Source organism: uncultured Reyranella sp. (genome assembly GCF_945957355.1).
GTDB lineage: Bacteria > Pseudomonadota > Alphaproteobacteria > Reyranellales > Reyranellaceae > Reyranella.
The window spans coordinates 22,350-37,107 of sequence record NZ_CAMFKM010000030.1 but is presented as its reverse complement, the minus strand read 5'-3'; the positions used below and the strand labels follow the sequence as shown (position 1 = coordinate 37,107).

Sequence of the window (14,758 nt, the reverse complement as noted above, 5' to 3'; positions counted from 1 at the left end):
TGGCGAAGTCGGCGACGGCGAGGCCGACATTCGACGGGAAGGTGCCGATCAGGAACGAGGCGCCCTCGCGGCTCAGCAGTTCCTCGGCGACGCGCACGGCATCGCCGGGATTGCCGTTGTCGTCGCGGCTCACGACCTCGATCTTGCGCCCGAGCACACCGCCCGCGGCGTTGACCTCCTCGACCGCCAGCTCGATGCCCTTCTTGTAGGGTTCGAGGAAGGCCGGGAAGACCTTGTAGCTGTTGAGTTCGCCGATCTTGATCGGTGCCTGTGCGGCAGCCGGTCCGACGAGCGACAGCGCCACGAGCGCGGCGGTGCCGGCGAGCAGGCGATTGCGGGTCAGCATGACATCCCCCTCTTGTATAAGTGAAACACTCCCTGTGAACCGACCCTAGCGAGGCCGGCCCCTCTCCCACAAGCGCTCAGTCGGCGAAGCTCGCTCGGCCTGCGCTCGTCGTTCATCGTTGCCCATCCCCCAGCTTGATCTCGGCCGGTGTCAGCCCGCCCACCCGCGCATGCGGGCGGCCGCCGATCGCGGCGGCGACGATGAACACGATTTCGTCCGGTCGCGGTCCATCGGGCACGCAGAACTCGATGGCGTCGAAATGGCTGCGCACATAGGCCGCCGTCACGTGATGCAGCGGAATGTCGATGCGAGCGCCGGCGGAAGCGACCTTCACGGTCGAGGGCACGATCGACTTGGCGCCGCCCATCGCTTGACGGATGCCGAAGCCGCTGGGCTGGTGCCACAGCGCGGCATGTTCCAGCTCGCCGTTCAGCCCGACGATGGCGCCCTTGCCGTAGGCTTCCAGCTCCGGGCCTCTGGCGCCCAGGATCTTCATCACCCGCTCGGTGAGCTCGATCGCGAACGGCTCCAGCGCCTTCATCATCGGCTGGATGTCGGCCTCGTGCCGTCCGGCATAGGGGTTGGCGATGACGCCGCCGACCACGGCCTTGGTCACCGGCCGCGCCAGGGCCGGTCCGAAGTCGTGGAGCGTCTCCTCGACCGTCGCCACGTATTTCCGCACTTTCACCAGATCGCTCATCCCGCCTCCGACAGAGCAAGCGGCGTGCCGCCCGCTTCGATTCGCCAGTGTCCGCGCAGCGACAGGGCCGCGCTGTCGATCAGACCGCAGAGCCTGAGGCGCCGCGCTTCCGCCGCGCCGCGATCGAGGGCCATCTCGACGATCTCCGCCGGCACGTCACCGACCGCCACCGTCACCAAGAGCTCGCCGAGATCGCTGTCCGGATCGAGCGAATGCGCCGGCCGGCGCTCGATGGCCGGATGATCGGCATTCAGTGCGTTGGCGATCATCGTGGCCGCCGCATCGGCCGCCGCGGCCGTGGCGGCGAGCACGGTGACGGAGTCCGCGATGCCCAGCGAGAAGGAGCGCCCGCCCCGGCCCGAGGTCGCGATCCCGCGCACCGGCCGCTCGTGCGTGAGCAGCGCCGTACCGTCGAGGGCTTGCGCGACGATGCCGGCCCGCAGCGACTGTCCGGGCGCCAGATGGATCGCGATGTCGCCGCCATCGTTCACATAGGCCTTGTCGAGCGCGCGGCCGCGGACCAGCGCCTGCAGCATCTCGTCGGCCACGGCGCCGGCGACGGCCGCCATTGGCGTGATGAAGGCGGCTCGGTGGGGCCAGACGGCCTCGGCCATGCGGCGCGCCACCGGACCCTGCAACAGGGGATAGGCATCTCCGACCGGCCGGCGCAGTACGGCCAACTCGTCGACCAGAACCGTCAGGATATCGCCGAAACGATCGGTGGCTTGTCCATAGGCCCGCTCGACCTCATCCGGCACGCCGAACGCCTCGACGATGAGATCGATCGGCCCGTGCTGCAGATGCAGCCGCCCGTCGCCGAGGTGAGCGGCGACGGCGGTCACTCGACCCGCACCTTGTGGCGGGCCAGCACGTCTTCCAGCGTAACGGCGCGCGAGGCGTAGCCGCCCAGCGCCGCATAGTCGTCGGCGCGCAGGGTGAATTCGATGGGCGCGACCAGCGCCGGCGTCGGCACGTAGCCGAAGGAGTTCTCCGGCATACGCGCCACGTCGACCATGAGGGTGATGCCACCGCCCGGCCAGATGAAGGCGGGCGCGCCGCCCAGCGTGACCTTCGTCAGCGTATCGCGCACCGAGCGCGTCAGCCGCACCGGGTTCTCGGTGACACCGGCGCGCAGCGAGCCGCCGGCGCCGGCCATGAACAGGACGGTGCAGAGCGCAGGTTCGCAATTCTCGGCGATACGCTCGACGACATGGCGCACGGGCGCGGGCATTTCGGCCGGCCTGGGCTTGAGTTCCTCGTCGAGCGTGAACCAGGCAGAATGCTCGCCGGTCGTCGAGACCATCAGCAGCTTCAGTCCCGGCCAGGCCTGCTTGGGATCGATCTTCTCGATGATCTCCAGCGGATCGCTGACGTTGGTGCCGCCCCAGCCCAGCCCCGGCTCGGCCACCTGAAAATAACGGCCCGGCGTCGAGCGGCGGCCGCGCACGCGGATGCCGGCCGGCTTCATATCGAGGAAGACCCCGCCCTGGTGCTCGCTGAGCACGCCGGTGATGTGGTCGTCGACCACGATCACCTCGTCGACATGGTCCTTCCATTGTGGTGCGAACATGCCGATGGCCGCGGAGCCACAGCCCACGCGCATGCGTTCCTCGAGCACGCCGTTCACCACCGGTGGCCTGTCGGCCTGCACGACCACGGTCGAGCCGCCGTCGATGCTGAGCTCGACGGCCTCCCGATTGCACAGCGCCAGCAGCGCGTCGCAGGTGACGACGCCCTCCTTCTTGCTGCCGCCGGTGAGATGATGCACGCCGCCCAGCGACAGCATCTGCGATCCATACTCCGCCGTGGTGACATGGCCCACCGCCTCGCCCTTCACCCGCACCGTCGCCTGCTCGGGCCCCAGATAGCGATCGGTGTCGATCTTCACCTTGACGCCGCAGTAGCTGAAGATTCCCTCGGTCACGACCGTGACCATGTCGACGCCGTCATGCCTGGAGGAGACGATGAAGGGCGCGGGCTTGTAGTCGGGATAGGTCGTGGTGGCGCCAATGCCGGTGACGAAGGCGCCCTCACCCTTTCCGAGTTCGCCGCGCCACGCGTCGCTCCCCTCGATGAAGGCGACGCGCGCGAGATCGGGTTTGGCCAGGAGGACCAGCGGGTCGACCCGGACCAGCGCGCCATTCTCGTTGGCGTAGCGGTCGCAGGCGCCGGCGCGGCCGGGACGGATGCGACACAGGACAGGACAGGCGTCGCAGCGCACGATGCCGGCGCTGCGTTCGGCCTCCGAGAGCGAGATGTCTTCGCTCATTGCGGTTTTCCCTTCAGGGCGACGATGGCTTCGCGCAGCCGGTGCGGCAGCAGCGGAACGCGATGAACGCGGACACCGGTCGCATGATGGACCGCGCCCAGGATCGCCGGTGCCGTCGGCACGAGGGCCGGCTCGCCGATCCCCTTGGCGCCGGACGGGCCCAGCGGCTCGCGGTCCTCGATCAGCAGGCATTCGATCTCCGGCACATCGCCCACGGTCGGGATGAGATAGTCGTGCAGGTTCTCGGTGCGACCGGGCAGATACTCTTCCATCAGCGCGAGGCCCAGCCCCTGTGCGACGCCGCCCTGGATCTGGCCTTCGACGAGGGTCGGGTTAATCGCCCGCCCGACATCGTGCGCGGCCACGATGCGCAGGACCTTCACCGTCCCCAACTCGATATCGACCTCGACCTCGGCCAGTTGCGCCGCAAAAGCATAGGTCGCATAGGGCACGCCCTGGCCGTCGGCATCGAGCGGCGTGGTCGGCGGATCGAAGGTGCCCTCGCCCATCAGCGGTCCGGCGGTGGCGAGATCGATGGTCCTCACCTCGGCGCCGTCGCGTACGGAAAGCGTTGCGCCTTCGAGCGACAGGAGCGCGTCGGGGCCGGCATTGGCCAGTCGCAGGATCTGCTGGCGCAGGTCCTGTCCCGCCTTTTCAGCCGCCTTGCCCGACACGAAGGTCTGGCGCGAGGCCGAGGTCTTGCCGGCATCGGCCGTGAGATCAGTATCGCCCGTCACCAGCGCGAACCGCGAGGCCGGCAGGCCGACCGCATCGGCGGCGATCTGCACCATGATGGTGTTGCTGCCCTGGCCAATGTCGAGCGCGCCGCTGTAGAGCGTCAGCGTCCCGGCCGGTGACAGCCCCACGCGCATGCGCGAGGGATTCGACATCGAGGTGTTTCCGATGCCGTACCACATGCAGCCGATGCCGATGCCGCGACGGTGCGAACCGCCCGTCGCGTTGAAGGCGGCGATCTCCTCGTGCGCCTTGCGCCAATGCGGCCGCAGCGCGTCGAGGCACTGCGAGAGACCCGCCGAGTGCGCGAGCGTCTGGCCGGTCGCGGTCGTGTCGCCGGCGCGCAGGGCGTTGCGATACCGGAACTCCAGCCGGTCGATCCCGAGCTTGTCCGCGAGTTCGTCCAGCATCGCCTCATGGGCGATGGCGGCCTGCGGCACGCCGAATCCGCGGAAGGCGCCGGCCGGCGGACCGTTGGTGAAGAAGGCTTCGCCCCAGGTGCGCACGTTGGGAATGGCATAGGGGCCCATCGCATGCACCGGTACGCGGTTGGCGACGGTCGGTCCCCAGGACGCGTAGGCGCCGGTGTCGAAGAGAGCGGTCACGTCGCAGGCGAGCAGTTTACCGTCGGCATCGCAGCCGAACCGCGCCTTCACCCTGGCAGGATGGCGCTTGGTGCTGGCCGCCATGCTTTCGGGCCGCGTGTAGACCAGGGCCACCGGCCGTCCCAGCGTCCACGCCGCGATCGCGATCAGCGGCTGCACCGAGAGATCGAGCTTGCCGCCGAAGCCGCCGCCGCAAGCGGTCGGCACGACGCGCACGGCCTCCGGCTTCAGCCGCATCAGGTTGGCGATCTCGTCGCGATCCATGTAGGGCGTCTGCGTCGTGGCGTGGATCTCGATGCGGTCGCCGACCCGGCGCGCCCAGCCGGCCTCCGGTTCGACGTAGGCATGCTCGACGAACGCGGTCTCGAACGTGCCTTCGGCCAGGGCCGCGCAGGCTTTGAACGCGGCGGCCGGATCGCCGCGCTTGACCCCGCCCTTCAGCAGCAGGTTGCCCGGCCTGTCGGCCTGAACCAGCGGCGCACCTTCCGCCATCGCGGCATCGACGCCGAACAGAGGCGGTTCGGGCATCCAGGTGATCGGCACTTCGTCGTCCCGAATCGCCATCACCTCGGCGCGCTCGCCGACCAGGGCGACGACCGCCTCACCGCGATAGCGGACCTGCCCGTCCGCAAGAACCGGCTGATCCTTGATGTCAGGATAGATGCCGTAGCCGTTGAACGGCACGTCGGCCGCCGTCAGCACGGCCGTGAGACGCTGGCGCAGCGGCTCGAGATCGCCCAGCTCGAAGCGCGCCCGTGCATGGGGCGAGCGCACGACGCGGATCCAGAGCGCGTCCGCGGGAATGGCGTCGGCGCCGAACAGGTCGCGGCCCGTGACCTTGGCCGGACCGTCGACACGGACGATGCGCGACCCAATGGCTTCGCCGGCCAGCGGGGCCGCCGCGGGCGCCGGCGCGACGACATCCATCACCGCATCGACGATCTTGCCGTAGCCGGTGCAACGGCACAGCACGCCACCCAACGAGTCCTCGACCTCGGCACGGGTCGGCTTGCTGTTGCGCCGCACCAGCTCCTGCGCGGCCATCAGCATGCCCGGCGTGCAGATGCCGCACTGGGCCGCGCCATGATCGAGAAACGATTGCTGGAGTGCGGCCATCGCATCCGGTCCACTTTCGAGCCCTTCGACCGTTTCGACGCTGCGGCCCGAGACCTGCCCCATGGCCACGAGGCAGGAGCAGACCTGCCGCCCGTCGAGCAGGACCGTGCAGGCACCGCAATCACCGGCATCGCAGCCGATCTTCGTTCCGGTGAGGCCAAGGTCGTCGCGCAAGGCCGCCGCCAGCCGCGCGACCGGCGGGCCGTCCCAGCTCGCCGCGTGTCCGTTGAGGGTGAATTCGAGCTTCATGCAGCCACCGTCGAGAGGAGCCGCCGCAGCAGGACCAGAGCCGCGTCGCTGCGATAACCCGCACTGCCACGCACATCGTCGATCGGCGACAGCGGCGCCAGGTGGGAAGCGGCGACCCGTTCGCCGAGGCGCGCGTCGAACGGAGCGCCGGTCAGCGCCTGCTCCAGCGCCGGCAGCCGTTGCGCAACGGGCGAACAGGCCCCCACGGCAACGCGCGCCGCTGCGACCCTTCCATGCTCGACTTCGACCACGGTCGAGGCCATGGCGATCGAGATCACCAGGTAGCGGCGTGCGCCCAGCTTAAGGAACGCACTTCTCGCATCATGTCCCGGACGCGGCACATGGAGCGCCACCACGAGCTCGCCGGGCTGCAGCTCCGTCTTGCGCACGCCCGTAATGAATGCGGAAAGCGGAATCCGGCGCACGCCATCCCGACGGGCAAGCTCGACCTCGGATTCGAGCGCCAGCAGGGCCGGCACCCCATCGGCCGCCGGCGAGGCATTGCAGATATTTCCCGCGATCGTCCCGGCATTTTGAATCTGGCGGCCGCCGACCTCGCGCGCCGCCCGCTTCAACCCGTCGAACAACGGTGGCAGGGGCGCTTCGATCAACTCGCTCCACGTCGTCGTCGCTCCCAGGCGCCAACCGGCGTCGGTCTCGGAGATCCCGCGAAGAGCCGCTATTCCCGCGATATCGAGGATGTCCTCGGTGACGGAACGTCCCACGCGTGCAGGATAGAAGTCAGTGCCGCCGGCGAGCACCATGAAAGGCCGGGTCAGTGCCTGGAGCGCCTCTTCAAGGCCTCGGGGTCGGAGATAGTCGCCCATATCGTTCGTGTACGTACGATGACACAGGCCGCGCGCGAGTCAAACGATGAGTCGAATTCAGATGATCCGCGACAGAAGATCGAGGAGCTGCTTCTGCTCCTGGGCATTGAGCGGCTTCAGGGTCTCGCGCGAGACGGCAGGCCCGTTCAACAGCAGCTTGTTGACCAGTCTCTGTCCTTCGGTCGTCAGGCTGAGAAGCGTCCGGCGCGCGTCGCCGGGATCAGGCCGTGAATCGACGAGGCCGCGTTCCTTCAGCCGACGGACCACGCCCTGCATCGTGGCCTTGTCCATGCCGACGAGACGGCCCAGCAGGTTCTGCGACAGTTCGGTATATTCGTCGAGCTTGGCCAGGCTCGAATACTGGGTCGGCGTGATGTTGGGATCGCCGATGCCGGTCTGGAAGATGGCACTCGCGCGCTGATGAGCGCGTCGCAGCAGGTAGCCGATCTGGTCTTCGATGCGATAGGGCCTGGATGCCGCACTCGACGCAGTCTTCGACTCGAGCTGCTTCTTTGCAACGTTGCTTCGCATCGCCCCCCCGGCTTGCTGCTCCTTCGCTACACCGCCAAAGCGCGTCGCACAACGGTCACATAACACTCTTTGCCGAAGGTGAATGAGCGCAGTCCTGACTCCCCGACTCGGGAATCGTAAAGCGCGAACTTCTGCCACTGCTGCAACCGTCTACCCAAGCGATCGAGGAGCCCATTGTGACCACCGGGCATTATCTCGCGGCTTCAAGGATTTCGGGCGGCGTTTTGCGACGCAATGGCAAGGACGATGACGCGCAGACATGGCGATGGCAGTGTGATCGGACACAGCCATGACACAGGAAAAGGCCATGCCCGGCGCGCTCGAAGGCATCAGGATCGTCGACCTCACCAACATCATCCTCGGCCCCTACGGCACGATGCTGCTGGCCGACCAAGGCGCCGACGTCATCAAGGTCGAGGCACCGGAAGGCGATGCGGTTCGTCACATCGGCAAGCCCGGCAGGACCCCTGGCATGGGACCGACCTACCTGTATGTGAATCGCAACAAGCGCTCGCTCTGCCTCGATCTCAAGAACGGCGAGGCGCGTGCCGCCCTGCTCAAGGTCGTGGCCACGGCCGACGCCTTCGTTCACGCGCTGCGACCGCAGGCCATCGAGGCGCTGGGGCTGGGCTACGAGGAGATCCGTAAGGTGAAGCCCGACATCGTCTATGTCGGCGCCTACGGCTACTCGGCCCAAGGTCCTTACGGAAAACTGCCTGCGTACGATGATGCCATCCAGGCCCGCTTCGGCATCGCCGACCTGATGGGCCGGGCCGCTGGCGACGACGTCCCACGCTATCCGCCAACCATCATCGCCGACAAGACGGTCGGGCTCACCTTCGCCTTCTCCACTCTTTCAGCGCTGATGCACAGGCAGCGCACCGGCGAGGGCCAGTTCGTCGAGGTGCCGATGTTCGAGACCATGTCGGCGTGGCTGATGGTCGAGCATATGTGGGAGCGGACCTTCAGCGACGAGGGCGAGGTCGGCTACACGCGCCTGCTCGCTCGCACCCGCAAGCCCTACCGCACGCTCGACGGCTGGATGGCGATCCTGCCGTACAACGACAAGCACTGGCGCAACTTCTTCGAGCTGGTGGGCCGGGCGGAGGTGCTGAAGGATCCGCGCTATTCGACCATCAACGCGCGCTCGATGCATATCGGCGACATGTACGCCATGGTCGAGGCGCTGGCGCCTTCCAAGACGACGGCCGAATGGGTGAAGCTGCTCGACCAGGCACAGATTCCCAACGCTCCCGTCTCCAGGCCGGCCGACCTGTTCGAGGACCCGCACCTCGTGTGGCGCAAGCTCTTCAGGAAGTATCCGCACCCGTCGGAGGGCGAGATCATGATGGTCGAGCCGCCGATGACCATGAGCAGGACGCCGCCGTCCATCCGGTCGCTGGCGCCGCTGCAGGGACAGGATTCGCGCGCCCTACTGGCCGAGGCCGGCGTCAGCGCCGAAGACATCGAGGCCCTGAAGACGTCGGGCGCGCTTATCGAGCCGTAGCCCCGACCGCCATTTCCACGGCCAGCTCGGCGGCGGCGAGATCCTCGAGCGCCGCCCCGACCGACTTGAACAGCGTGATCGAGGTGGCGTCATCGGCCGCACGGCCGACCTGCTGGCCGCGTGAGAGCTCGAACAGGTCGGCGATCACGTGGGCTTCGCCGATCACCCCGCTGGCGATCGGCTGGACGACATCGCCGCCTTCCTTCAATGCGCCGGCGCGAGTGTCGACGTAGAGACGGGCCCGTTGCACCGCCCGGTCATCGCTTTCACGCATCTGGGGCGTGTAGGCGCCGACCAAATCCACATGTTGGCCCTCGTGCAGCCAGTCGCCCTCGACCAGAGGCGCCCTGGAGAGCGTGGCGCAGGAGATGATGTCGGCTTCCCCGACCGCCGCTTTGCGATCAGTGACGGCCCGGACGGTAACCGGACGGCCAACCGCTTCAGGCAGCGAGACCGACAGTCTTGCCGCGAGGGACTCGGCCTGAGACACCGTTCGGCCCCAGATCATCACCTCACGGATCGGCCTCACCTTGGCATGCACGCGGATCAGCTCCGGCGCCAGCGCGCCGGTGCCGATCATCAGCAGCCGCGAGGCGTCCGGTCGCGACAGGTAGCGCGAGGCGAGGCCCGAGGCGCAGGCGGTGCGCCGCTTGGTCAGCATCGTGCCGTCGAGCAGCGCCAGCGTCGCACCGGTGTTGCCGTCGAGCAGCAGGTACTGGCCGTAGATCGAGGGCAGCGAGCGCTTGCCGTTGTCCGGGAACACCGTGACGACCTTGACGCCGACCCGGCCCGAGGAGCCCCCCGACCGGCCCGTCGTCCAGGCCGGCATCAGGAGCAGCATCGCGTCGGCCGAACCAGGCCCCAGCGGCTCCCTGATCGGATGATGATGCCTCACCGGCATCTCGCAGCCCGCGCGGAACAGCGTGTCGAGCCGGTCGATCAGCGCGAGGTCGTCCAGGGCGGCGTCGATCTCGGCCGCCGACAGGACCTTCATGAAAACGGACCCCGCCTGGCCTGCGAGCCAAGCTCGGGCGCCACCAGCGCGCTCTGCCGCTCGAGGGCGCGCTGGTCGCGCGGCGCGGGACCAGCCGGTGCCGCTTGTTGCACAGCCTGCGCGGCCCGGAGGCGCGCAACTTCACGGTCCAGCCGCGCTGCCTCGCCGCCAGCCTCGCGAGCCCGGCGGCGATGATGCCGCCCGGCCCACCAGCCCATGCCGAGCCCTGCCAGGACGCCCAGCATCAGCATGGCGATGACCAGGAGATAGACCGGCATCACGATGATATGCGGCAGCGGCCACAGTGCGAGCTGCACGGGCTGGGCGTTGCTGACCGCGACCAGAACGCCGATCAGGATGAAGAGCAGGAAAAGGACGCGGGAAAGGATTTTCATGCGGGGCGGAGCATGCCACACCACGCCCCCGCGACGCGAGGCGGACAATCGGTCCGGTGCGCTACTTCTTGTCGTCGTCCGCGGGTTCCGGCGGCAGCAGGCCGGCCGCGCGCGCGGCCTCCTTGTTCAGTCGGTCGCGCAGGTCCTTGCCGGTCTTGAAGTAGGGAACGCGCTTGGAAGCGACCGCGACCTGCTCGCCGGTGCGCGGATTGCGGCCGGTGCGCGGATCCCGCTGCTTCACGGAGAACGCGCCGAAGCCGCGCAATTCGACGCGATGGCCGGTCGCGAGAGCCTTGGAAATCTCGTCGAACACGGTGGCGACGATCCGCTCGACGTCCCTCTGGTAGAGGTGCGGATTCCGGGCCGCCAGGCGGGCAATCAGCTCGGACTTGGTCATCGCGTTTCCATGAACGGGGCGATTCAGCCCCTGAGCACAATGATTAAGTCCTTGATATTAAACCGGATAACGGGTTCGTCAAGCCTAACCCCTTGAAACCAAAAGAAAAGGCCGACCCTTGCGGGTCGGCCTTGCCGTAAACCTTGATGAAGACGGCTTACTTCTCGTCCTCGTCGGCCTCGGCCCTCTTCTTGAGGGCCGCGCCCAGGATGTCACCCAGGCTGGCGCCGGAGTCGGACGAACCGAAGTCGGCCATCGCCTTCTTCTCCTCGTCGAGCTCGCGCGCCTTGACCGACAGCACGACCCGGCGCGAGGCCTTGTCGATATTGGTGATCTTGGCGTCGAGCTTGTCGCCGATCGCGTAACGGTCGGGACGCTGCTCGGAGCGGTCGCGGCTGAGCTCCGTCTTGCGGATGAAGCCCGGGATGCCGTCCTGCACCGTGACATCGATGCCGTTGTCCTGGATGCCGGCCACGATGACGGTGACCACGTCGCCCTTCTTGGCGACCGCGCCGACCTTCTCGAACGGATCGTTGGCCAGCTGCTTGATGCCGAGCGAGATACGCTCCTTGTCCATGTCGACGTCGAGGACCTTGACCTTGACCTGGTCGCCCTTCTTGTAGTCGCGGATCGCCTCTTCACCGGCCTTGTCCCAGCTCAGGTCACTGAGATGAACCATGCCGTCGATGTCGCCGGGCAGACCCACGAACAGGCCGAACTCGGTGATGTTGCGGACCTCGCCTTCGATCTCGGTACCGGCCGGGTACTGATCGGCGAAGCTCTCCCACGGGTTGGCCATGCACTGCTTGAGGCCGAGCGAGATGCGGCGCTTGGACATGTCGACGTCCAGCACCATCACTTCGACTTCCTGCGAGGTCGAGACGATCTTGCCGGGGTGCACGTTCTTCTTGGTCCAGCTCATTTCGGAAACGTGGACCAGACCCTCGACGCCCGGCTCCAGTTCGACGAACGCGCCGTAGTCGGTGATATTGGTGACGCGGCCCTTGAGCTTGAGGCCGACCGGGTACTTGGCACCCGCGCCGTCCCACGGATCGCTCATCAGCTGCTTCATGCCGAGCGAGATGCGCTGCGTCTCGGGATTGAAGCGGACGACCTGCACCTTGACCTGCTGGCCGATGGTGAGGGCTTCCGACGGATGGTTGATGCGCTTCCAGGCGATGTCGGTGACATGGAGCAGGCCGTCGACGCCGCCCAGATCCACGAACGCGCCGTAGTCGGTGATGTTCTTGACGACGCCGTCGAGCACCTGGCCCTCCGACAGCGCACCCATCAGGCGCGTGCGGTCCTCGGCACGGGTCTCTTCCATGACGGCGCGGCGCGACACGACGATGTTGCCGCGGCGACGGTCCATCTTGAGGATGGCGAACTGCTGGGCCTGGCCCATCAGCGGGCCGACGTCGCGCACCGGGCGCACGTCGACCTGGCTGCCCGGCAGGAAGGCCACGGCGCCCGACAGGTCGACCGTGAAGCCGCCCTTCACGCGGCCGAAGATCGTGCCCATGACACGTTCCTGGTCGGTGAACGCCTTCTCGAGAACGGTCCAGGCCTCTTCGCGGCGAGCCTTGTCGCGCGACAGGACGGCCTCGCCCTCCTTGTTCTCCATACGGTCGACGAAGATGTCGACCACGTCGCCTTCCTTCACTTCCGGGGCGGCGCCGCCGTTGGAGAACTCACGCAGTGCGACGCGGCCCTCGGACTTGAGGCCGACATCCACCACGACGAAATCGTTGGCAATGCGAATGACGCGGCCCTTGACGACCGTGCCTTCGAAGCTCGACGAACCGCCCAGCGATTCATCGAGTAGTGCTGCGAACTCGGCGCTTGCGGCGTCGTTCGGGGTACGCAGGGCGCTGCCCTTGGCCATTCAAACTCTCCTTCATCGATCCCGGGCGAAACGCTGCCGCCCGTCGGCCAACCGGTTAAGTCCGGCGGATCCACTGCCTTGAAACACCGGCGCAGGGACGACACGTCCCGGCGCAGTCGCCGCTGGAAGTCTTCGATCCGCCGGCGGCGACTTACGGCCCGGAGGATCGAAAGCCCTTGCGCTCGATGAACGCCAAAGCCGCGGCGAAGGCCGCGTCGGCATCCATGTCGCTGGTATCGAGGTGGTAAGCATCGGGTGCGGCAATGAGTGGTGCTGCCGCCCGTTCGCTGTCGCGACGGTCCCGCTCCGCCATCTCGGCAAGAACGCGCGGCTTTATAGTGTCGACACCCTTGGCGCGCAACTCCCGGTACCGGCGTTCGGCGCGCGCCTCGACGCTGGCCGTCACGAACAATTTCACCGGTGCGTCGGGGCAAATGACGGTGCCGGTGTCCCGCCCATCGAGCACGGCGCCGGTCGCCTGGGTGGCGAATTTCCGCTGGAAATCCAGCAGGTTGGCCCGAACTTCCGGAATCACGGCGACCTTCGACGCGGCCTGGCCCGCCCCGTCGGTCCGAAGCTCGGGATCAGCCAGGTCGGACGGCTCCAGCCCGGCGGCGATCTCGGCCGGCGCGCGGCCCGTCTTCGCCGCCTTCAGCCCGACCGCCCGGTAGAGCAGGCCGGTGTCGAGATGGGGCAGGCCGAAATGCCCGGCCAGCCGGCGGGCCAGCGTGCCTTTGCCCGCCCCCGCGGGCCCGTCGATGGTGATGACCGGTCTGGTGGTCACGCCGCCTCGATCCTCGCCCCGAGCGCACCCATCAGCCGGGCGAAACCCGGGAAGCTGGTGTCGATCGGCGAGCCGTCGTCGACCGCCACGCCGTCGCGCGACGCCAGTCCCAGCACGAGGAACGACATGGCGATGCGATGGTCGAGATGGGTGACGACCGTCCCGCCCCCGGCCGGCGCCGCGCCGGTACCGTGCACGAAGAGTGTATCGGCGCCCATCTCGTGGCGAACGCCATTCACCGCCAGCCCCGCCGACACGCTGGCCAGCCGGTCGCTCTCTTTGGCGCGCAGCTCGGCGAGGCCCAGCATGCGCGTGGTGCCTCGGGCACAGGAGGCGGCGACGGCCAGGATCGGATACTCGTCGATCATCGACGGCGCCCGCTCCGGCGGCACCTCGACACCGTTCAGTTCGCCGCCGCGGACGCGCAGGTCGGCCACCGGCTCGCCGCCGACCTCGCGCTGGTTCTCCAGCGTGATATCGGCACCCATCTCGCGCAGCGTGTCGTAGAGGCCGGCACGCAGCGGATTGAGACCGACATTCTCGACGGTCACGTCGCTGCCCGGCCGGATGGCGGCCGCCACGACGGCGAAGGCCGCCGAGGAGGGATCGCCCGGGACGACGATGTCGCGCGCCTTGAGTTCGGGCCAGCCGACGACGGTGATGCGCTTGCCGCCACCCTCCGCCGGTCCGACGCGCACCTCGGCACCGAAATGGCGCAGCATGCGCTCGGTATGGTCGCGCGTGGCCTCGGGTTCGATCACGGTGGTCTCGCCCGCGGTATTCAGGCCCGCCAGCAGGATGGCGCTCTTCACCTGCGCCGACGCGACCGGAAGGCGGTATTCGATCGGCACCATCTCGTCGGTACCGACGATGGCGAGCGGCATGCGGCCACCCTCGCGGGCCTCGAAGCGGGCGCCCATCTGTGACAGCGGTGCGATGACCCGCTGCATCGGCCGGCGGCGCAGCGAGGCGTCGCCGGTCATGAAGCTGGTGAAGCGATGGCTGGCCAGGATGCCGGACAGCAGCCGCGCGGAGGTGCCGGAATTGCCGAGATCGAGCACATTGTCCGGCTCGCGCGCGCCGCCGACGCCGAATCCGCGCACGCGCCATGCGCCGCCGCCTTCGTGCTCGACCTGGGCGCCGAGCGCCCGCAGGGCGGCGGCCGTCGCCAGCACGTCCTCCCCCTCCAGCAGACCGCTGATCCTGGTTTCGCCCAGCGCAAGGGCGCCGAACATCAGGGAGCGATGGGAAACGGACTTGTCGCCGGGCGCCCGGACGCGGCCCTGCAGCCGGTCCACGGGGCGGGCGATGAGCTTCGCCGGAGCGGCATGAGCGGACAGGGCGGTCTCCACGGCAGAAGTAGGGCGAAAGGCGGTTGCGGCGCGGCGCCCTCGTAGCATGCCCGAATTTGGTTTTGA

The 14,758-nt window shown here is 68.1% G+C and carries 14 protein-coding genes; 1 reads left to right on the top strand and 13 read right to left on the bottom strand.

What is annotated here, in order from left to right; genetic code table 11:
- From Q0Q48_RS27035 to Q0Q48_RS27005, 7 genes are all read right to left on the bottom strand, one after another.
- On the bottom strand, positions 1–346 hold a 346-nt coding region (locus Q0Q48_RS27035; RefSeq protein ID WP_295145348.1), incomplete at its 3' end, for an ABC transporter substrate-binding protein.
- A 112-nt stretch (positions 347–458) separates the two neighbouring features.
- Complete coding sequence (locus Q0Q48_RS27030) at positions 459–1,046, bottom strand: amino acid synthesis family protein (protein WP_295145346.1); 588 nt, start codon at positions 1,044–1,046, stop codon at positions 459–461.
- A complete protein-coding gene (locus Q0Q48_RS27025; protein WP_295145342.1) occupies positions 1,043–1,888 on the bottom strand; it encodes a UPF0280 family protein in 846 nt (281 codons plus the stop codon). The genes Q0Q48_RS27030 and Q0Q48_RS27025 overlap by 4 nt, the downstream gene beginning before the upstream one ends.
- On the bottom strand, positions 1,885–3,315 hold the full coding sequence (locus Q0Q48_RS27020) for a 6-hydroxynicotinate reductase (RefSeq protein ID WP_295145340.1): 1,431 nt from the start codon (positions 3,313–3,315) through the stop codon (positions 1,885–1,887). Before Q0Q48_RS27020 ends, Q0Q48_RS27025 begins: the two co-directional genes overlap by 4 nt.
- Positions 3,312–6,020: a molybdopterin cofactor-binding domain-containing protein gene (locus tag Q0Q48_RS27015; RefSeq protein ID WP_295145338.1), complete on the bottom strand. Its 2,709-nt coding sequence runs from the start codon at positions 6,018–6,020 to the stop codon at positions 3,312–3,314. Before Q0Q48_RS27015 ends, Q0Q48_RS27020 begins: the two co-directional genes overlap by 4 nt.
- The gene (locus tag Q0Q48_RS27010) at positions 6,017–6,847 is read right to left on the bottom strand and encodes an FAD binding domain-containing protein (protein ID WP_295145337.1); all 831 of its coding nucleotides are present in this window, start codon (positions 6,845–6,847) and stop codon (positions 6,017–6,019) included. Before Q0Q48_RS27010 ends, Q0Q48_RS27015 begins: the two co-directional genes overlap by 4 nt.
- A 57-nt stretch (positions 6,848–6,904) precedes the next feature.
- Positions 6,905–7,378, bottom strand: a complete 474-nt coding sequence (locus Q0Q48_RS27005; RefSeq protein WP_295145335.1) for a MarR family winged helix-turn-helix transcriptional regulator — start codon at positions 7,376–7,378, stop codon at positions 6,905–6,907.
- A 289-nt stretch (positions 7,379–7,667) separates the two neighbouring features.
- On the opposite strand from Q0Q48_RS27005, the gene Q0Q48_RS27000 reads away from it, so the two are divergent.
- Positions 7,668–8,885, top strand: coding sequence for a CoA transferase (locus Q0Q48_RS27000; RefSeq protein WP_295145332.1), 1,218 nt, complete (start codon positions 7,668–7,670; stop codon positions 8,883–8,885).
- On the opposite strand, the gene Q0Q48_RS26995 is transcribed toward Q0Q48_RS27000, so the two are convergent.
- The 6 genes from Q0Q48_RS26995 to aroA all read right to left on the bottom strand — a co-directional run bounded on the left by Q0Q48_RS26995 (position 8,872) and on the right by aroA (position 14,692).
- Positions 8,872–9,879: an ornithine cyclodeaminase family protein gene (locus tag Q0Q48_RS26995; RefSeq protein ID WP_295145330.1), complete on the bottom strand. Its 1,008-nt coding sequence runs from the start codon at positions 9,877–9,879 to the stop codon at positions 8,872–8,874. The genes Q0Q48_RS27000 and Q0Q48_RS26995 overlap by 14 nt on opposite strands.
- Positions 9,876–10,274: a lipopolysaccharide assembly protein LapA domain-containing protein gene (locus tag Q0Q48_RS26990; protein WP_295145327.1), complete on the bottom strand. Its 399-nt coding sequence runs from the start codon at positions 10,272–10,274 to the stop codon at positions 9,876–9,878. Before Q0Q48_RS26990 ends, Q0Q48_RS26995 begins: the two co-directional genes overlap by 4 nt.
- A 61-nt stretch (positions 10,275–10,335) precedes the next feature.
- Positions 10,336–10,698: an integration host factor subunit beta gene (gene ihfB / locus Q0Q48_RS26985; protein WP_295145351.1), complete on the bottom strand. Its 363-nt coding sequence runs from the start codon at positions 10,696–10,698 to the stop codon at positions 10,336–10,338.
- 130 nt (positions 10,699–10,828) lie between these two features.
- The gene (gene rpsA, locus Q0Q48_RS26980; RefSeq protein WP_295145324.1) at positions 10,829–12,556 is read right to left on the bottom strand and encodes a 30S ribosomal protein S1; all 1,728 of its coding nucleotides are present in this window, start codon (positions 12,554–12,556) and stop codon (positions 10,829–10,831) included.
- Between the two features lie 151 nt (positions 12,557–12,707).
- Entirely contained in the window at positions 12,708–13,340 is a 633-nt protein-coding gene (locus tag Q0Q48_RS26975; RefSeq protein WP_295145321.1) for a d(CMP) kinase, read from the bottom strand.
- A complete protein-coding gene (gene aroA / locus Q0Q48_RS26970; RefSeq protein ID WP_295145318.1) occupies positions 13,337–14,692 on the bottom strand; it encodes a 3-phosphoshikimate 1-carboxyvinyltransferase in 1,356 nt (451 codons plus the stop codon). The genes Q0Q48_RS26975 and aroA overlap by 4 nt, the downstream gene beginning before the upstream one ends.
- Positions 14,693–14,758 lie beyond the last annotated feature (66 nt).